The 18,195-nt window shown below is 70.1% G+C and carries 15 protein-coding genes; all 15 read right to left on the bottom strand.

The genetic code is table 11. From position 1 onward, the window contains the following. Positions 1 to 4: 4 nt before the first annotated feature. Complete coding sequence (locus E3T28_RS11370) at positions 5 to 1,438, bottom strand: RsmB/NOP family class I SAM-dependent RNA methyltransferase (RefSeq protein WP_134431117.1); 1,434 nt, start codon at positions 1,436 to 1,438, stop codon at positions 5 to 7. Then, positions 1,435 to 2,352, bottom strand: coding sequence for a methionyl-tRNA formyltransferase (fmt, locus tag E3T28_RS11365; protein WP_134431114.1), 918 nt, complete (start codon positions 2,350 to 2,352; stop codon positions 1,435 to 1,437). The genes E3T28_RS11370 and fmt overlap by 4 nt, the downstream gene beginning before the upstream one ends. Then, a complete protein-coding gene (locus E3T28_RS11360; protein WP_134431111.1) occupies positions 2,353 to 4,461 on the bottom strand; it encodes a primosomal protein N' family DNA-binding protein in 2,109 nt (702 codons plus the stop codon). Between the two features lie 36 nt (positions 4,462 to 4,497). Further along, positions 4,498 to 5,691, bottom strand: coding sequence for a methionine adenosyltransferase (gene metK / locus E3T28_RS11355; protein ID WP_134431109.1), 1,194 nt, complete (start codon positions 5,689 to 5,691; stop codon positions 4,498 to 4,500). A gap of 124 nt (positions 5,692 to 5,815) precedes the next feature. Beyond that, positions 5,816 to 7,042: a bifunctional phosphopantothenoylcysteine decarboxylase/phosphopantothenate--cysteine ligase CoaBC gene (coaBC, locus tag E3T28_RS11350; RefSeq protein ID WP_134431106.1), complete on the bottom strand. Its 1,227-nt coding sequence runs from the start codon at positions 7,040 to 7,042 to the stop codon at positions 5,816 to 5,818. A gap of 21 nt (positions 7,043 to 7,063) precedes the next feature. Next, complete coding sequence (rpoZ, locus tag E3T28_RS11345; RefSeq protein WP_134370719.1) at positions 7,064 to 7,321, bottom strand: DNA-directed RNA polymerase subunit omega; 258 nt, start codon at positions 7,319 to 7,321, stop codon at positions 7,064 to 7,066. Between the two features lie 61 nt (positions 7,322 to 7,382). Then, positions 7,383 to 8,303, bottom strand: a complete 921-nt coding sequence (gmk, locus tag E3T28_RS11340; protein ID WP_134431103.1) for a guanylate kinase — start codon at positions 8,301 to 8,303, stop codon at positions 7,383 to 7,385. Next, positions 8,296 to 9,210, bottom strand: coding sequence for an orotidine-5'-phosphate decarboxylase (gene pyrF / locus E3T28_RS11335; RefSeq protein ID WP_174776813.1), 915 nt, complete (start codon positions 9,208 to 9,210; stop codon positions 8,296 to 8,298). Before pyrF ends, gmk begins: the two co-directional genes overlap by 8 nt. After that, positions 9,207 to 12,494, bottom strand: coding sequence for a carbamoyl-phosphate synthase large subunit (gene carB, locus E3T28_RS11330; protein WP_134431100.1), 3,288 nt, complete (start codon positions 12,492 to 12,494; stop codon positions 9,207 to 9,209). Before carB ends, pyrF begins: the two co-directional genes overlap by 4 nt. Next, a complete protein-coding gene (carA, locus tag E3T28_RS11325; protein WP_174776814.1) occupies positions 12,494 to 13,687 on the bottom strand; it encodes a glutamine-hydrolyzing carbamoyl-phosphate synthase small subunit in 1,194 nt (397 codons plus the stop codon). Before carA ends, carB begins: the two co-directional genes overlap by 1 nt. After that, the gene (locus E3T28_RS11320; RefSeq protein ID WP_134431097.1) at positions 13,671 to 14,204 is read right to left on the bottom strand and encodes a PH-like domain-containing protein; all 534 of its coding nucleotides are present in this window, start codon (positions 14,202 to 14,204) and stop codon (positions 13,671 to 13,673) included. Before E3T28_RS11320 ends, carA begins: the two co-directional genes overlap by 17 nt. Further along, positions 14,197 to 15,546, bottom strand: a complete 1,350-nt coding sequence (locus E3T28_RS11315; RefSeq protein WP_134431094.1) for a dihydroorotase — start codon at positions 15,544 to 15,546, stop codon at positions 14,197 to 14,199. The genes E3T28_RS11320 and E3T28_RS11315 overlap by 8 nt, the downstream gene beginning before the upstream one ends. After that, the gene (locus E3T28_RS11310; RefSeq protein WP_134431091.1) at positions 15,547 to 16,497 is read right to left on the bottom strand and encodes an aspartate carbamoyltransferase catalytic subunit; all 951 of its coding nucleotides are present in this window, start codon (positions 16,495 to 16,497) and stop codon (positions 15,547 to 15,549) included. Then, positions 16,494 to 17,078: a bifunctional pyr operon transcriptional regulator/uracil phosphoribosyltransferase PyrR gene (pyrR, locus tag E3T28_RS11305; protein ID WP_134431087.1), complete on the bottom strand. Its 585-nt coding sequence runs from the start codon at positions 17,076 to 17,078 to the stop codon at positions 16,494 to 16,496. Before pyrR ends, E3T28_RS11310 begins: the two co-directional genes overlap by 4 nt. A gap of 123 nt (positions 17,079 to 17,201) precedes the next feature. Next, positions 17,202 to 18,191, bottom strand: a complete 990-nt coding sequence (locus E3T28_RS11300; RefSeq protein ID WP_134431084.1) for a DUF4190 domain-containing protein — start codon at positions 18,189 to 18,191, stop codon at positions 17,202 to 17,204. Positions 18,192 to 18,195 lie beyond the last annotated feature (4 nt).

Here is an 18,195-nt window from a genome sequence, read left to right as displayed (position 1 = left end):
GCGGCTACGCGGTGCGCTCGAGCAGGGTGATGAACATGGCGTCGGTGCCGTGCCGGTGCGGCCACAGCTGCACGCTTCCTTCGGCGCCGGCCAGGTCGAGCTCCGAACTGCTCAACCCCTGCAGCACGGATGCCGTGTCCAGGGCGCTCACGCGTCCCTCCCACTTCTTGAGGGCGGTGGCGACGATCCCGCGAGTCTCCGCGATGTGCGGCGAGCAGGTGACATACGCCAGCACCCCGCCCGGCTTGAGCGCGCCGAGGGCCGCATGGATCAGGCCGGACTGCAGGTCGGAGAGTTCGGCGACGTCCTTGGGCTGCTTGCGCCAGCGGGCCTCCGGGCGGCGGCGCAGCGCGCCGAGCCCGGTGCACGGCGCGTCGAGCAGGATCCGGTCGAATTCCCCGGGGTGGTCGTCGCCGAACCGGGTGCCGTCCTGCTCCCAGACCGGTACCTCGGCGGGCACGGCGGCCAGCGCCTTGCGCACGAGGGCGGCGCGGGCGGGGACGAGCTCGTTGGCGACGAGGGTGGCCCCGCCGGCCAGCGCCTCGGCGGCGAGCAGCGCGGCCTTGCCGCCGGGTCCGGCGCACAGGTCGAGCCAGCGCTCCCCCGGCGTGACCGGGCGGGCCCGGCTGAGGGTGAGAGCCGCCAGCTGGGAGCCCTCGTCCTGCACCCGGAGCCGGCCGCCGCTGTCCTGCATCAGGTGCACCGGGTCGCCGCCGGCCAGCATGAAGCCGGTGGGCGAGAAGTCGTTGGGAACACCCAGCCCATCCGTGTCCTCAGTGTTGCTGAGGCCGGGCAGGATCACCATGTTCACCTTGGGCGCGGCGTTGTCGGCGGCCAGCAGCTCCTCGAGCTCGGCCTCCCGGCCCTCGAGGCGCAGGGACTGGCGGAATGCGCGCACCACCCAGACCGGGTGCGAGTGTTCCGCGGCGAGGCGGTCGTCGTCGCTGCCAGCTTCGCTGAGCACGCGCTCACGCCATTCCTCGGCGCTGGAGCGCGAGATGGTGCGCAGCACCCCGTTCGTGAAGCCGGTGGCGGCGCGGGAGCCCACCTGACGGGCGAGTTCGACGGACTCGTTCACGGCGGCATGGGTGGCGACCCGGGTGGCGAGCAGCTGGTGCGCGCCGAGGCGCAGCACGTCCAGGATGGCCGGGTCGATGGCGTTGACCGGCCGACCGGCCGCGTCGGCGATCACTCGGTCGTAGAAGCCCTGCATGCGCAGGGTTCCGTAGGTCAGTTCGGTGGCCAGCGCAGCATCCGCAGTGCCGAGCGCCGCCCGCTTGATGCGGGTGGGCAGCAGCAGGTTCGCGTAGGCGTCGGATTCCCGCACGGCGGCGATGACCTCGTAGGCCACCCGTCGGGCCGGTTGCACGAAGTCGGTCTGCTTCGTCGCCGGCCGCCGGCCGCCCTGCGCGGGGCTCTCTCCGCGGTCGTCGCTCATGAGGCGACCACCTCCGTCACATTCACTCCACGCCACCAGTCGATTGCCTTCATCTGTGTCTTTCCGGCCGGTTGCACGGTGACCAGCTCGAGCGGCTCGGTCCCCGTACCAATCAGCACTTTCTTGTCGATCTCGCGGATCAGGCCGGCCGGTTGGGGCTCGCAACCCTGGGTCAGGGCAACGGCCTGCAGTTTGAGGCGGGCGTCGCCGAGCACCGTGAACGCGCCCGGTTCCGGGGTGACGCCGCGCACCCGGTTGCGCACCGAGTCCGCCGAGCCGGTCCAGTCGATGCGGGCATCCGCGAGGGTCAGCTTGGGGGCCAGGGTGACCGGGCCGGACTGCGGGGTCCCCTGGATGCTGCCCGCCTCGAGGGCATCGATCACCTGCAGCAGCAGACTAGCGCCGCTGTCGCTGAGGCTCTGCAGCAGACTGCCCGCAGTGTCGCCCTCGGCGATGGTCTGCTCGGACTGGCCGAACACGGCTCCGGCGTCAAGCTCCGGCACCAACTGGAACACGGCGGCCCCGGTCAGCTCATCGCCGGCGATCAGGGCGTGCTGCACGGGCGCGGCGCCGCGCCAGCGCGGAAGCAGGGAGAAGTGCAGGTTGATCCAGCCGAGCCGGGGCACCGACAAGAGCGGTTCGCGCACGAGCCCGCCGTAGGCCACGATGACGCCGAGGTCGGGCTGCAGCGCGGCGATCTCCGCGGTCGCAGCCTCGTCGAGTCGGTTGGTCTTGATCAGGGGCAATCCGCGTTCCGCGGCCGCCCGCGCGAGCGGCGACGGGGTGAGCACGCGTTTGCGGCCCACTGGGGCATCCGCCCGGGTGATCACGGCCGCCAGGTCGTGGTGGGACTGGGCCAGGGCGACCAGGCTGGGCACGGCCGCCTGGGGCGTGCCGGCGAAGACGAGTTTCATTTAGAGCAGCTCCGGGTCGTCGAATCGTACTTTGAGTGTAGGTGCGGGGCGGAAGGCGGCCCCCTTCGGGCGCCGGCGGCGGGCGGCGTTCCGCACGATGGCGGCCTTGAGGGCGCGGGCCACCTCGTCGCCACTGGCGTAGGGCAGCCTGACGATCGCCCGCACGAGAGGGTCCTCCGTGGTGACCGGGCCCAGCACGTCGATGCCGTCCATTGCGGCGAGGTCTGCCAGAGCCGCGGCCACATCCGCGTCGGTTCCGGTGACGGATGCCGCCCGCACGGCAGGCGGGAACCTCAGCGCGCGGCGGTCGGCCAGCTCCGACGCGGCGAGCATCTCGGGCTGCCAGGAGTTGAGGGCCCGTGCAACGAGACCGCCCACGCCGACCAGGACCACGGCGGCGCCCGGGGCCGCGAGGGCCGCGGCGTTGCACCACCAGCGCAGGCAGTCCTCCCCCACCCGGAGGGACTCCCGGGCGAGCATCCGTTCGCCGTCGAGCAGCAGGATGGCCCGGTACCCGCCCGTGGGGATGGGCTCGGCGCCGCGGGTGGCGATCACCAGGGCCGGTTCGGGGCCGAGGTGCTGCAGCGGGTGGTCGCCGTCGGCGACGATGATGCGCGCACCGGGGAACGCCCGGCCGAGTTCTTCGGCGGTGCGCCCGGTGCCGAGGGTGACGACCCGCAGAGACCGCCCCTCGCAGTGCGTGCAGCCCCAGTTGGCGGCCAGTGCCCCGCACCAGCGGCACGACGGGGTGGAGTTTTTCGAGGCCAGGGCGAGCGGCCCCTGGCAGGTGATGCAGCGGGCGGCCTTTTTGCAGCTCTGGCAAGCGAGCATCGGCGCGTAGCCGGGGCTGGCCACCTGCACCAGCACGGGCCCCTGGGCGAGCGACTCCTTCGCGGCCCGCCACGCGGCCGTCGGGATGCGCGCGGCGCGCGCCTGCTGGTCCGGCTCGGACTGGAAGTCGGTGGGGATGACCCGCGGATGCCGGTTCCTGGCGGGGTGCACCGCGGTGAGCCAGCCCAGCTCGACCAGCCGCTGCACCTCGACGGTGCGGGTGTGACCGAGGAAGACGAGGGCGCAACCGGACTGGCCCTGGCGCACGAGCGCGGCGTCGCGCGCGTGAACGTAAGGGCTGAGCGGTTCGCCGTGCAGCGGGTCGCCGTCGTCGAAGAGCGCGATCAGACCGAGGTCGTGGGCCGGCGCGTAGACGGCCGAACGGTTGCCCACCACGATTCGCGGAGCCGGGGCGAGGGCGGCCAGGAAGGCCAGGTAGCGGTCCGGGTTCGACTGCCGCGCGTCGACCCGGCTGACCGAGCCGGTCGGGGCCACCAGGTCGAGGGCGGCCTGCAGCTGGTCCTGATCGCGGTAGTCCGGCACGACCAGGATCGCGCTGTGCCCGGCGGCCAGGCTGGCCACCGCCAGTTCGGCCAGGGTGATCGCCCACTGCCCGATGGTCTGCCCGTCCGGGAGCAGCCGGAGGTCGGTCACTGCCGCGACGCAGAGGCGGGCGCGGTCGGCGACGGCCGTGTCGAGGGTGCCGGCCGGGTAGTCGGCGAACGGCCGCGCCGCGGGGCCGGCCGGGTCGGCAACGGCGTCAGCGGCAACACCACCGGCAGCGCCAGCGGCAACGGCAGTCTCGCCGGCGGCGGCTACCCCCGCCGTCCCGTCGACCGGTGCGACGGCCTCCGCTGCCCGCGCCGCCAGCCAGGCCTTCTCCACCCGCACCTGGCGAGGGGGCACGGCGAGACGGATGATGTCGCTCGCGTTCCCGGAGGCCCGGTCGGCCACCCGGCGTGCGAGCTGCCACACCTCGGGCGTGAGCACCTGGGCGGCGGAGACCACACTGTCCATCGGGCTGAGCGCGCCCCGGAAGTCGGTGCCCGCGTCGAGTCCGGCCAGCGCCTCCGGGTTTCTGTCCGGTGCGGCAGCGCCGAGCACCTCGATCAGGTACCCGTCGGCGACGCGGCCCGCCGAGCGCAGCGGAACCCGCACGCGCACGCCGGGCAGCGCGATTCCGGCGAGCTCGTCGGGGATGCTGTAGTCGAACAGGTGATCGAGCTGCGGCAGCGGCGAGTCGATGAGCACCCGGGCCACGAGGCCTGGGCGGGTCATCGGCGGCGCGCCTGCCGGGTCACAGTGTGTGCCGGGTCACAGTCCGGCAGCGCTTCTCAGCTCGGCGACCCGGTCGAGGCGCTCCCAGGTGAAGTCGGGAAGCTCACGGCCGAAGTGGCCGTAGGCGGCGGTCTGCGCGTAGATCGGGCGCAGTAGGTCGAGCGAGTGGATGATCGCGGCCGGGCGCAAGTCGAAGACCTCCCGGATCGCCGCGGTGATGTCGCGGTCGGCCATGACCCCGGTGCCGAAGGTCTCCACGTAGAGTCCGACGGGTGAGGCCTTGCCGATGGCGTAGGCCACCTGGATCTCGAGACGCTCCGCCAGCCCGGCGGCCACGGCATTCTTGGCCACCCAGCGCATGGCGTAGGCGGCCGAGCGGTCGACCTTCGACGGGTCCTTGCCGCTGAACGCCCCACCGCCGTGTCGGCTGGATCCGCCGTAGGTGTCGATGATGATCTTGCGGCCGGTGAGGCCGGCGTCGCCCTGGGGGCCGCCGATCTCGAATCGCCCGGTCGGGTTGATCAGCATGTTCAGCCCGGACGAGTCCAGCTCCACGCGGCCCAGCACCGGGCGGATGACGAGTTCCTCGACCTCCGAGCGCAGCTGCTCGTTGGACACCTTCGGCGAGTGCTGGGTCGAGAGCACGACGGTCTGGACCGTGCGCGGCGTGATGCCGTCGTAGCCGATGGTGACCTGCGTCTTGCCGTCGGGCCGGAGGTAGTCGAGCTCGCCGGACTTGCGCACCTCGGCGAGGCGTTCGGCGAGGCGGTGCGCGATCCAGATCGGGATCGGCATCAGCTCGGGGGTCTCCCGCGTGGCGTAACCGAACATGATGCCCTGGTCGCCGGCGCCCTGGCGGTCGAAGTCCTCGACGCTGGATTCCTCCCGGCGTTCGAAGGCGTTGTCCACGCCCTGCGCGATGTCGGGCGACTGGCCACCGATGGAGATCTCGACACCGCAGGAGCGGCCGTCGAACCAGACGTCCGAGGAGTCGTAGCCGATGTCAGTGATGCATTTGCGCACGATTGACGGGATCTCGACGTAGGCCTCCGTGGTGACCTCGCCGGCGACGTGCACGAGACCGGTGGTGACGAGGGTCTCGACGGCGACCCGGCTGTGCGGGTCTTCCCTCAGGAGTGCGTCGAGAATACTGTCGGAGATCTGGTCGCAGATCTTGTCAGGGTGACCCTCGGTTACCGACTCCGAAGTGAAGAGGCGTAGATCGCGCATCTGGCCCGTCTCTGTTGCTGAACAACGTAGGGAAGAAAAGAACATGGAAAAGGATCAGCAGCGGTGACGAGCGCCGCCGTTGCCGGCAAGCTGTAACGACAGTGACCGGATGCCCGGGACCGACTCAGGTGATCAGGTCAAGGATGCGACCGGCCACCGACAACTTGCTCCCCGAGGCCTCACACACTATATCTCCGCCGTGATCGAGCACCGTGATCGCGTTACGGTCCGAGGCGAAACCCTCCGCCCAGCCCACGCGGTTGACCACCAGGAAGTCGCAGCCCTTCCGCGCCATCTTCTCGCGGCCGAGCTCGAGCAGGCGAACCGAATCCGTCTCCGTCTCGGCGGCGAACCCGATCAGGACCTGGCCCGACCGCTTCGTCCGTGCTAGCCCGGCGAGGATGTCGGGGTTGCGGGTCAGTTCCAGCAGCATGGTGCCGCCGGTCTCGTCTTTCTTGATCTTGTCGGCGCGCGCCGCGACCGGCCGGTAGTCGGCGACCGCTGCCGCCATGATCACGACGTCGGCCACGGCGGCGGCGGCGGTCACGGCCACCTCGAGTTCGAGCGCGGACCCCACGGCTCGCAGCTCCACCTCCGTGGGCGGGGCGACCTCGAGGTTCGCGGCGATCAGGGTCACGGTGGCGCCCCGGGCCAAGGCGGCGTGCGCCAGGGCGACCCCCTGCTTGCCACTGGAGCGGTTGCCGAGGAATCGCACCGGGTCGAGGGGTTCACGGGTGCCGCCGGCGGTGATCACGACGTGCTTGCCGGCCAGGGCGGCGCCCGCACCGGCAAGCACCCCGGCGTCACGGTCGGCGTCGGCGAGGGCCGCCAGGGCCGCGGCGACGATGGTGTCGGGCTCTTCCATCCGGCCGGCCCCGGTGTCGGAGCCGGTCAGCTGGCCGACGCCCGGGCCGACGACGATGACGCCGCGGGAACGCAGGGTGGCCACATTCGCGACCGTGGCCGCGTTGTTCCACATCTCGGTGTGCATCGCCGGAGCGATCACGAGCGGGGCGGTGCTGGCCAGGATGGTGTTGCCGAGCAGGTCGTCGGCGAGGCCGGCGGCGAGCTTGGCGATGCTGTTCGCGGTGGCCGGAGCGACGACGATCAGATCGGCGGACTGGCCGATGGCCACGTGCCGCACCTCGGCGACGCCCTCATAGAGGTCGGTGTGCACGGGGTTGCGGGAGATGGCCTCCAGGGTGGGCTTGCCGACGAAGCGGAGCGCCGCCGGCGTCGCCACGACGTGCACGAAGTCCCCCCGCAACACGAAAGCGCGCACGACGTTGACGGCCTTGTAGGCAGCGATGCCGCCGGTTATCCCGACGACGATCGTGCGACCCGACGACATCCTGCGCGCTTGGTGGGTGCGTTACTCGACGATGGGACGCGAGGTGAGCTTGTCCTCGTTGATCTCGCGGAGCGCGACGGAGAGCGGCTTGTCGTCGACGGTGGAGTCGACGAGCGGGCCGACGTTGTCGAACAGGCTGCCTTCGTGCAGGTCGGCGTAGTAGTCGTTGATCTGACGAGCGCGCTTGGAGGCGAAGACCACGAGGGCGTACTTGGAGTCGACCTTGGTGAGCAGATCGTCGATGGGCGGGTCAATGATGCCAGTGAGCTTGGTAGCCATTGGTGTCACTCCTTCAGAGCGGTTTGTGCTGCGGAACGCGCAGAATCACGGAAAACGGGCGCTACGGCAGCAACGGCGCCGGACGCAGATTCATCAAGTCTACGACCTCACGGGCCGCTTCGCCCACGTCGTGGTTCACGACCCGGTAATCGAACTCCCCCTGGGCAGCCAATTCGAGCTTGGCGGTCTCGAGCCGGCGGGCCTGTTCAGCGGGCGCCTCGGTGCCCCGACCGATCAGCCGGCGCACCAGCTCGTCCCAACTCGGCGGGAGCAGGAAGACCAGTCGCGCCTCGGGCATGGCCCGGCGGACGGACCGAGCACCCTGGATATCGATTTCCAGGAGCACACTGTGGCCCTCGCTCACAGCCCCCGTGACGGGGCCCCGCGGGGTGCCGTAGCGGTACGCGTTGTGTACGGTGGCCCACTCGAGCAACTCGCCGGCCTCGACCATCCGATCGAATTCGGCGTCGTCGACGAAGAAATAGCTCACACCCTCGATCTCGCCCGGGCGAGGTGCCCGCGTCGTGGCCGACACCGACAGGTGCACGTCCGGGTAATGCTGACGGATGTGCGCCGCGACGGTTCCCTTGCCGACCGCGGTTGGACCGGCGAGCACGACGAGCTTCGCGGAGGAATCCATCCGCCTGGCGGCGGTGCGCGTGGTGAGAAAATCTCGCAGCCGGTCGCGCTGGTGCTTGCCCAGTCCTCCCAGCCGCTTCGACGGCGAGATCTCGAGCTTCTCCATGATGCGGTGCATCTTGGTGACGCCGATGGCCGGAATGCTGATCAGGAACTCGGTCACTCGCAGGCGCCCTTCGACGCCCTCCGGACTGTCGGTCGCAGCGGCCAACACCTCGAGCGCGGTGCGTTTTCCCTCGGCGATCTGGTTTTTAACTGCGGCGCGCGCGCGGCGCGCAGCCACGGCGGCACGCGAGGCGGCAACCCGATCGACGTCGGGCGGGGTGGGGCGATTCTCAGCCACGGGCAGCTCCTGCTTCAACTACTCGGCGCGCAATCGCTTGTTTGATTCGGTCGGGGCCGACCGCTAGCATGCTGCGCGATTCACTCACGATAACGCCTTGAGCGTACCCCCCGTACAAGTTCCTCAGTTCCGCCACTTTCGCCCCCTGGTGGCCGAAGCCGGGCGCGAGTATGGGGGTGAGTCCCCGGGTGGGTGCCTTCGAGAGGTCCAGACCGAAAGTAGCCAGGTCCAGCGTGGCGCCGAGCACCACCCCGACCGAGCCGATCGAGGAGGCACCGGACCGGGCATTCCGCTCGCCGGCGGCGTCGAAGACCGACCGGGCGACGGTCTGGCCGGCCTGCTCCCCTTCGGTGATCACGGCGCGTTGGAGCTCCGCCGCCTCGGGGTTCGACGTGGCGGCCAGTACGAACACCCCCTTGCCGGTCTCGGCGGCGAGGGTGAACACCGGTTCCAGCGAGCCGACACCCATATAGGCGTTCACGGTGATGGCGTCGACCTCGAGGGGAGCCCCCTCGCCCAGCCAGGCCTGGCCGTAGGCCTCCACGCTGGTGCCGAGGTCACCGCGTTTGACGTCCGCGATGGTGAGGAGCCCGGCCGCCCGGGCGTCGGCCAGCACCCGTTCCAGGGCGACGTACCCGGCGGAGCCGAAACGCTCGTAGAAGGCCACCTGGGGCTTCACCAGGCCGACCTGGCCGGCGGCGGCGGCCACGACCTGGCGGCCGAAGGCCTCCGCACCGGCGGCCGTGTCCGGCAGACCCCACTCGGTGAGGAGCCAGGCATGCGGGTCGATACCGACGCAGACCTGTCCGTGGACCGAGAAGGTCTTCTCCAGCCGGTCGCCGAAGGCGCCCGATGCCGCCGGGCCGGCTGGAGCGGGCGACCCGTCCGGGTCGTGCGCGACGCTCACAGGGCCGCAGTCCGGGTGAGGGCGTACTCCTGCAGCGAGGTCACCTCGAAGCCGCCGCGGATCGCGTCGATCGAGGCCACGGCGGCGCTCAACTCGGCGATGGTGGTGAACAACGGGAGATCCGCGGCGACCGCGGCCGCGCGGATCTCGTAGCCGTCGGCGCGGGCGGTGCGGCCGCCCGGCGTGTTGATGACGATGTGCACCTCCTCACGGCGGATCAGTTCCACGATCGATACGTCCTCCTCGTCGGCCTTCTCGCTGAACTTGATGACGATGCCGGCGCGGATGCCGTTCCGCTGCAGAACCTCGGCGGTCCCCTCCGTGGCGGTGATGGAGTAGCCCAGCTGCTGCAGCCGCAGCATGGGCAGGATGATCGCGCGCTTGTCCCGGTCGGAGACCGATACGAAGACGGTGCCGGTGAGCGGGATTCCGCCATACGCGGCGAGCTGGCTCTTGGCGAAGGCCCGCGGGAAGTCACGGTCGATGCCCATCACCTCGCCGGTCGAGCGCATCTCCGGGCCGAGCACGGAATCCACGACGAGCCCCTCGGGCGTGCGGAACCGGTTGAACGGCAGCACGGCCTCCTTCACGGCCACCGGGGCATCCATCGGCACCCGCGAGCCGTCGATCAGTGGCAGCTTGCCCTCGGCCTTGAGCTCGGCGATGGTCGTGCCGACCATGATCAGCGCGGCGGCCTTGGCCAGGGTGATTCCCAGGGCTTTGGCCACAAACGGCACCGTGCGCGACGCGCGCGGGTTTGCTTCGAGCACATAGAGCACGCCGGCGCCGATGGCGAACTGCACGTTCAGCAGGCCGCGCACGCCGATGCCGCGGGCGATGCCCAGCGTCGCCTCGCGCACCCGATCGATCTCCGCGCGGCCGAGGGTGACCGGCGGCAGGGTGCAGCTCGAGTCACCGGAGTGGATGCCGGCCTCCTCGATGTGCTCCATCACGCCGCCGATGTAGAGCTCGGTGCCGTCGTAAATGGCGTCCACGTCGATCTCGATGGCGTCGTCGAGGAACCGGTCCACGAGCAGCGGATGCGACGGGCCGATGATGCCCTGCCCGGCCATCCGGGTGAAGTAGTCGGCCAGCGAAGCGGAGTCGTAGACGATCTCCATGCCGCGGCCGCCGAGCACATAGCTCGGGCGCACGAGCACGGGGTAGCCGATCTCCTCAGCCACCACGACGGCGCCGGCGTAGTCGGTTGCGACGCCGTTGCGCGGCGCGAGCAGGCCCGCCTGGTCGAGGATGCCGGAGAACAGTCCGCGCTCCTCCGCCAGGTCGATCGCCTCCGGGGTGGTGCCGAGAATCGGGATGCCCTCGGCCTCGAGGCCCTTGGCCAGGCCGAGCGCGGTCTGGCCGCCCAGCTGCACGACCACTCCGACGAGCTCGCCACTCTGGCTCTCGGCGTGGATGACCTCGAGCACGTCCTCGAGGGTGAGTGGCTCGAAGTACAGCCGGTCGGAGGTGTCGTAGTCGGTCGAGACCGTCTCCGGGTTGCAGTTGATCATGATGGTCTCGTAGCCGGCCTCGGAGAGGGCGAACGAGGCGTGCACGCAGGAGTAGTCGAACTCGACGCCCTGGCCGATCCGGTTCGGGCCGGAGCCGAGGATGACGACCTTCCGGCGGTCACTGGGCACGACCTCGGTCTCCTGGTCGTAGCTGGAGTAGTGGTACGGCGTGAGTGCGGGGAACTCCCCCGCGCAGGTGTCGACGGTCTTGAAGACCGGGCGCACGCCGAGGATGTGGCGCACCGTGCGCACATCCGCTTCGCCGAAGCCGCGCAGCGCGCCGATCTGGGCGTCGGAGAAGCCGTGGTCCTTGGCGGTGCGGAGGATGTCGGTGTCGAGGCGCTCGGCGGCCGCGATCTGGTCGGCGATCTCGTTGATCAGCACGATCTGGTCGATGAACCACGGGTCGATCTTGGTGGCCTCGAAGACCTGATCGATCGTGGCGCCCCTCCGGAGGGCCTGCTGAACGGTCACGATCCGGCCGTCAGTGGGCACCTCGGCGACCGTGAGTAGTTCCTCCACCGTGCGGGGCTCGGCGCCCCAGTGGAACGACGAGTCGCGCTTTTCCAGGGAGCGGAGCGCCTTCTGCAGAGCGGAGGCGAAGCTACGGCCGATGGCCATTGCCTCGCCCACGGACTTCATGGTGGTGGTCAGGCGCCGGTCGGCGGCCGGGAACTTCTCGAACGCGAACCGGGGCACCTTGACCACGACGTAGTCGAGGGTGGGCTCGAAGCTGGCCGGGGTGACGCCGGTGATGTCGTTCGGGATCTCGTCGAGCCGGTAGCCGAGAGCGAGTTTCGCTGCGATCTTGGCGATCGGGAATCCCGTCGCCTTGCTCGCCAGGGCGGACGAGCGGGAGACGCGCGGGTTCATCTCGATCACGATGATCCGGCCGTCGGCCGGGTTGATCGCGAACTGGATGTTGCAGCCGCCGGTGTCCACGCCCACGGCCCGGATGATGTCGATGCTGATGTCGCGCAGCTTCTGGTACTCGCGGTCGGTCAGGGTCAGCGCCGGGGCGACGGTGATCGAGTCGCCGGTGTGCACGCCGACCGGGTCGACGTTCTCGATGGAGCAGACGACGACCGTGTTGTCGGCCGTGTCGCGCATCATCTCGAGTTCGTATTCCTTCCAGCCGAGGATGGACTCCTCGAGGAGGACCTCGCTGGTGGGGCTCTGGTGCAGCCCGTCGCCGACGATGCGGCGAAGTTCGGTCTCGGTGTAGGCGAAGCCGGAGCCGAGGCCGCCCATGGTGAAGGAGGGGCGCACGACGAGGGGATAGCCGAGGTCGCCAGCGAACCCGACGGCCTCCTCGACCGTGTGGGCGATGTAGGACCGGGCGACGCCGGCGCCCGCATCGAGCACCAGCTGCTTGAAGATCTGGCGGTCCTCGCCCTTCTGGATCGCGTCGAACGAGGCGCCGATGAGCTCGACGTCGTACTTCTCGAGGATGCCGCGCTCGTGCAGCGCGATGGCCGCGTTGAGTGCGGTCTGGCCGCCGAGGGTCGGCAGGATCGCATCCGGACGTTCCTTGGCGATGATCGTCTCGAGGATCTCCGGGGTGATCGGCTCGATGTAGGTGGCGTCGGCGAAGTCGGGGTCAGTCATGATGGTGGCCGGGTTGGAGTTGACCAGGATGACCCGCACCCCCTCGGCCCGCAGCACCCGGCAGGCTTGGGTTCCGGAATAGTCGAATTCGCAGGCCTGGCCGATCACGATCGGTCCGCTGCCGATGACAAGGACGCTGTTGATGTCGTCGCGCTTGGGCATTACTTGGCGTCTCCTGCTCCGGCAGCCGCTCGATTGGCGACCACCACATCCCTGAACCGATCGAAAAGGTACTCGGCGTCGTGCGGGCCGGCCGCAGACTCCGGGTGGTACTGCACCGAGAAGGCGGGGATGTCGAGGCAGCGGATGCCCTCGACCACCTGGTCGTTGAGGCTGTAATGGCTCACTTCCACCCGGCCGAAGCCGGTCCGTGACTCGTGCACACCCTCGATGGGCATGTCCACGGCGAACCCGTGGTTCTGCGAGGTGATCTCCACCCGGCCGGTGGTCTTGTCGAGCACGGGCTGGTTGATGCCCCGGTGCCCGAAGGGCAGCTTGTAGGTGCGGAAGCCGAGTGCCCGGCCGAGCAGCTGGTTTCCGAAGCAGATGCCGAAGTACGGCAGGCCGGCCCGCAGCACCGCCTGCAGCAGGTCCACGTGCAGGTCGGAGGCGGCCGGGTCGCCGGGGCCGTTGGAGAAGAACAGGGCCGACGGGTTCAGAGACAGCACGTGCTCGGCGGTGACCGACTGCGGCAGCACCAGCACCTCGAAGCCGCGCGCGGCCAAATGATTGAGCGTGGAGGTCTTGACCCCGAGGTCCAGCACCGCGACGGAGCCGATGCGCTCGCCCTGCGCGGGGATCGAGAACGGTTCGACCGTGGACACCTCATCGGACAGGTTGCGTCCGCGCATGCCGGCGCCGGAGCGCACCAGCTCCAGCTGCTCACCGTCAGAGAGGGTGAAGCGGTCGCCGGAGAAGATTCCGCTCCTCATGGCGCCGGCCGAGCGGATGTGGCGGGTGATCGCACGGGTGTCGATGCCGCTGATCCCGACGACTCCCCCGTTCTCAAGGTCGTCGTCGAGGCTGCGGGTGGACCGGAAGTTGGAGGCGATGCGGGCGGGCTCCCGCACGACGAAGCCGGACACCCAGATGCGGCGGGATTCCATGTCCTCGTCGTTGGCACCCGTGTTGCCGATGTGCGGTGCCGTCATCAGCACGACCTGACCGGCGTAGGACGGGTCGGTGAGGGTCTCCTGGTAGCCGGTCATGCCGGTGGCGAAGACGATTTCGCCGAGGGTCTGTCCCACACTGCCGTAGGCACGTCCTTCGTAACGGCGGCCGTCTTCCAGCACGAGCACAGCGGGATTCGGTCGGTCGGGGGTCGTTGCGTTGCTCACGCTACGCCTCGCTTTCATCATGCGCGGCCGGGCGCAGGGCGTCGGCCGCAATGGTTCGGATGACGTCGTTCACACTGACGCGGTCGGATGGGTCAAGAATGCGGAAGTAGCTGTCGACGACCTGGCCGTCGACGCCGGGCAGCCGCCAGCCGAGCAGCAGCAGACCGTCGGTCTCCACGACGCGGTCGATCGCGACCGTGGCGTCTTCCAGCACGGCGATGGCCGAGGCCGGGATGAACACCGCCTCCTCGCCGGCCAGGGCGAGGATCACACCGGCCTCGGTGATGGTCAGGCGAGCCCGGGCGCGGAAACCCAGTCCGGGGATGTTCAAGCGTTCCAGCGGCCGGGCGCGCAGGGTCGTTGCGACGTAGAGCACCGCGACGGAGGCCAGCTCCAGTGCGGCGTCGACCGGTAGCGGGTAGCCGGCCGGCAGGGCGGCATCCCGGCGGCTGCGACGCCGCCAGCTGCGCAGCATGAGGCCGAGCAGGCCGAGCAGCACGGCGACGGTGATGACGGTGGCGAGGGTCCTAGCCATCGGTGCGCCCCCCGAGTGCCGAGATCTCGTCGGCGGGCCGCAGCGCTCCGTCCAGCACCGTGGCGTAGCCCCGGTGGAACGTGGCCACCACCCGGCCCGGCAGGGTCATCGCCAGATAGGGCGAGTTGGCGCTCTTGCCTGCCAGATTGCCGCGCCCGAAGACGCGGCTCGCGGCCGGGTCATAGAGGGTGAGCTCGGCGGGTGCCCCGACGAGCAGACCCTGCCCCTGGCCGGAGAGCCGGCCGATCCTCGCCGGGGTGCTGGAGAGCACGCGCGCGATGTCCGTCCAATCCAGCAGTCCGGTGTCGACGACGGCCGAATGCACCACGGAGAGGGCGGTTTCGAGGCCGACCATGCCGTTCGCAGCGGCGTCCCATTCGCACTCCTTCGCCTCGACCGGGTGCGGGGCGTGGTCCGTGGCGACGATGTCGATGGTGCCGTCGGCCAGGCCGGCGCGCAGGGCTTCGACGTCTTCGCGGCGGCGCAGCGGCGGGTTGACCTTGAACCGGGCGTCGTAACCGACGACCAGGTCTTCGGTGAGCAGCAGGTGGTGCGGGGTGGCCTCGGCGGTCACCTGGATGCCGCGGGCCTTGGCCCAGCGGATGACGTCGACCGAGCCGGCCGTCGACACGTGGCAGACGTGCAGGCGGGACCCGACGTGCTCGGCCAGCAGCACGTCGCGGGCGATGATCGACTCTTCGGCCACTGCGGGCCAGCCGACCATCCCCAGCTCGCTGGAAAGGGCACCCTCGTTCATCTGGGCCTTCTCGGTCAGGCGCGGTTCCTGGGAGTGCTGGGCGACGACGCCGTCGAACGCCTTGACGTACTCGAGGGCCCGGCGCATCAGCAGCGGGTCGGAGACGCAGAAACCGTCGTCGGAGAAGACCCGAACCCGGGCGCGGCTGGTGGCCATGGCGCCCAGCTCGGCCAGGCGCTCCCCCGCGAGTCCGACCGTGACGGCGCCGATCGGCTGCACGGTGACGTAACCGGCCCGCTCACCGAGGGCGAGCACCTGGTCGACGACGCCGGCGGTGTCCTGAACCGGTGAGGTGTTGGCCATCGCGAACACGCTGGTGAAGCCGCCGACGGCCGCCGCCTGGCTGCCGGTCAGGATGGTCTCGCTCTGTTCGAAGCCCGGCTCGCGCAGGTGCGTGTGCAGGTCGACCAGGCCGGGCAGGATGATCAGACCGGCCGCGTCGACGATGCTCGCCCCGGCGCGGGAGAGGCCGGAGCCGATTTCCGCGATCCGGCCGTCGGCGAGGACGAAGTCGGTGCGGGTGCCGTCCGCGAGCGTCGCGCCCCGGATCAGATACGGCGTGCTGGCAGCGGTGTCGCTGGACATCTATGACTCCTCCCGATCGCCGGACAGCAGCAGGTACAGTGCCGCCATCCGCACTGAAACTCCGTTGGCGACCTGTTCGCGCACGGTTGAACCGGCCGAATCGGCCGCCGCTGAAGATATTTCCAGGCCGCGATTCATGGGGCCGGGGTGCATCACAATGGTAGTCCGGGCCAGGCGACCGAACCGCTCGTCGTCCAGCCCCCAACGGCGCGAGTACTCGCGGCTGTTCGGGAAGAAGGCGGCGTTCATTCGTTCCTGCTGGATGCGCAGCATCATCACCACGTCGGGTCCGGCGTCGATGGCCGCGTCCAGGTCGAAGCCGGACTCGGCCGGCCAGCCGCTCATGTCCATCGGCAGCAGGGTGGGCGGAGCGACCAGGCTCACGTGCGCCCCGAGCGTGGTGAGCAGCCACAGGTTCGAGCGGGCCACCCGCGAGTGCAGGATGTCACCGACGATGGTGACCGTGACCCCGTCCAGGCCCTTGCCGCGCGCAGCACCCCCGTGCAGGCGGCGACGGATGGTGAACGCGTCCAACAGGGCCTGGGTCGGATGCTCGTGGGTGCCGTCGCCCGCGTTGATGATGCCCGCGTCGATCCAGCCGCTCTCGGCGAGCACGTGCGGGGCGCCGGAGGCCGGGTGCCGGATGACGACCCCGTCGGCGCCCATCGCGGCGAGGGTCTGGGCGGTGTCCTTGAGGCTTTCGCCCTTGGACACGCTCGAGCCCTTGGCACTGAAGTTGATCACGTCGGCGCTGAGCCGCTTCGCGGCGGCCTCGAAGGAGATCCGGGTGCGGGTCGAGTCCTCGAAGAACAGGTTGACCACGGTCTTGCCACGCAGGGTGGGGAGCTTCTTCACCTCACGGTCGGCGACATCCGCCATGTCCTCGGCGATGTCGAGCAGCAGGATCGCCTCGTCGCGGCTCATGCCCTTGGTCGACAGGAGGTGCCTCATGACGCGCCCTCCGTGTCTCCGCCGTCGACAGGCCCGCCGTCGACAGGCCCGCCGTCGATGCTGACGAATTCGTCCCCGTCGACCTCGAGCAGGTGCAGGTTGATGCGTTCTGCGGTCGAGCTCGGCAGGTTCTTGCCCACGAAGTCGGCCCGGATCGGCAGTTCACGGTGGCCGCGGTCCACGAGGACCGCCAGGCGCACGATTTTCGGCCGCCCGTGGTCGCCGAGGGCGTCCAGGGCGGCGCGGATGGTGCGGCCCGAGTAGAGCACGTCGTCGACGAGCACGACCGTGACGCCGTCGATGCTGCCGGGCACCAGGGTGCGGGACGGTGTGCGGGTGCGGGTGTGGCCGAGGTCGTCGCGGTACATGGTGACGTCGAGGGAGCCGACCCGGACATCCGTCGCGGTGGGCTCGATGCGCGCGATGGCCTCGGCGATGCGGCGGGCCAAAACGACCCCGCGGGTGGGGATGCCAAGGATCACGAGGTTCTCGGCGCCTCGATTGGACTCCAGGATCTCGTGGGAGATCCGAATCAACGCTCGAGCAATATCAGCCTGGTTCAACACGGTGCGTGCCATCAACCCGACCTCCTTCCCCGCCTCACCGGACGGTTGTTAAAGGATGTCATTTCCGGACTTCACTCTAGCACCTGGCAGGGCTCCCCCGAGCCTGACCTGGCCCGGAAGCCCGGCCGACGGAACGACTCAGCCGACTGAGCCGGCCGTGAGGAAGTCCCGGAACTCGACCGGGTCGGTCAGCCCGCCGGCGTAGACGCTGCCGTTCACGAGCACGGTCGGCGTGCCCTGGATCCGAGTGATGTCGGCATCCTCGATCGGGCCGTTCAAGGCCTGTTCGGTGTTCGCCTGAGACCAGCCCTGGTACTCACCGGCCGCGAGGCACGCACTGATATCGGCGGGGCTCTCGACGAGGCCGGCGAGTTCGGCGTCGCTCCGACCGGCGGTGTCCTCGGCCGGTTGGTTGGCGAAGAGGGCAGCCTGGTAGGCGAGCAGGCGCTCCGGGTTGAGGGTGGCCTGGCAGGTCAGCGCGGCGGATGCCCGGGTCGAGTAGGCCGTTCCCTGCGACACCCGGTCGAGGAAGGTGAGCGAGTGCAGCCGCAGGGTGATACTCCCGTCGGTGACGAGGGCGGCCAGTTGCCCACCGTTCGTTTCCTCGAACTGGCGGCAGTAGGGGCACATCGGGTCGAAATAGACGTCGACGACCTGGGCTCCGGTGCCGACCGAGAGGTAGCCGTCGTCGAAATGGGCCGCGCCGACGGTTCCGGTGGGCAGGGCCTGCTGCGGCGCATCCCCGGTCGGCTCGTCCGTCTCGGGCTCGTTCGTGGCGGAGAGGGACGGCAGGCCGGCCGCGTTGCCGCCCACAACCGACAGGATCAGGGGGATCACCGTCGCCGCGAAGACGACGGCCAGCACGATCGCGAGGGTGGTGGTCACGACGCCCACATAGCCGAGCACGAGCCCGGCGATCGCCAGCCCCCGGCCGCCTTCATTCGTGCGTCTGATCTGCCCGAGGGCGAGGTGCCCGGTGATCACGGCGACCAGGGAGACGAAGAAGGCGGACACCAGCGAGATGATCGCCAGGGTGTTCGTCTTCGGCGCCGCCGGGAACGGCGGGTGCCCGTAGGCCGGCGAATACGGCTCCGGGGCGCGGGTCGGTTCGGGCTCGGTGCTGGTCATACGT

Origin of the sequence: Cryobacterium sinapicolor (assembly GCF_004403465.1) — a bacterium.
Lineage (GTDB): Bacteria > Actinomycetota > Actinomycetes > Actinomycetales > Microbacteriaceae > Cryobacterium > Cryobacterium sinapicolor.
The sequence above is the reverse complement of the archived record's forward strand: the minus strand, read 5'-3'. Positions and strand labels throughout refer to the sequence as shown.

Excerpts from the sequence above, each read along its gene's own strand:
- E3T28_RS11370 (WP_134431117.1), bottom strand. The coding sequence starts at position 1,438 with ATGAGCGACGACCGCGGAGAGAGCCCCGCGCAGGGCGGCCGGCGGCCG.
- fmt (WP_134431114.1), bottom strand. The coding sequence starts at position 2,352 with ATGAAACTCGTCTTCGCCGGCACGCCCCAGGCGGCCGTGCCCAGCCTG.
- E3T28_RS11360 (WP_134431111.1), bottom strand. The coding sequence starts at position 4,461 with ATGACCCGCCCAGGCCTCGTGGCCCGGGTGCTCATCGACTCGCCGCTG.
- metK (WP_134431109.1), bottom strand. The coding sequence starts at position 5,691 with ATGCGCGATCTACGCCTCTTCACTTCGGAGTCGGTAACCGAGGGTCAC.
- coaBC (WP_134431106.1), bottom strand. The coding sequence starts at position 7,042 with ATGTCGTCGGGTCGCACGATCGTCGTCGGGATAACCGGCGGCATCGCT.
- rpoZ (WP_134370719.1), bottom strand. The coding sequence starts at position 7,321 with ATGGCTACCAAGCTCACTGGCATCATTGACCCGCCCATCGACGATCTG.
- carB (WP_134431100.1), bottom strand. The coding sequence starts at position 12,494 with ATGCCCAAGCGCGACGACATCAACAGCGTCCTTGTCATCGGCAGCGGA.
- carA (WP_174776814.1), bottom strand. The coding sequence starts at position 13,687 with ATGAAAGCGAGGCGTAGCGTGAGCAACGCAACGACCCCCGACCGACCG.
- E3T28_RS11320 (WP_134431097.1), bottom strand. The coding sequence starts at position 14,204 with ATGGCTAGGACCCTCGCCACCGTCATCACCGTCGCCGTGCTGCTCGGC.
- E3T28_RS11315 (WP_134431094.1), bottom strand. The coding sequence starts at position 15,546 with ATGTCCAGCGACACCGCTGCCAGCACGCCGTATCTGATCCGGGGCGCG.
- E3T28_RS11310 (WP_134431091.1), bottom strand. The coding sequence starts at position 16,497 with ATGAGGCACCTCCTGTCGACCAAGGGCATGAGCCGCGACGAGGCGATC.
- E3T28_RS11300 (WP_134431084.1), bottom strand. The coding sequence starts at position 18,191 with ATGACCAGCACCGAGCCCGAACCGACCCGCGCCCCGGAGCCGTATTCG.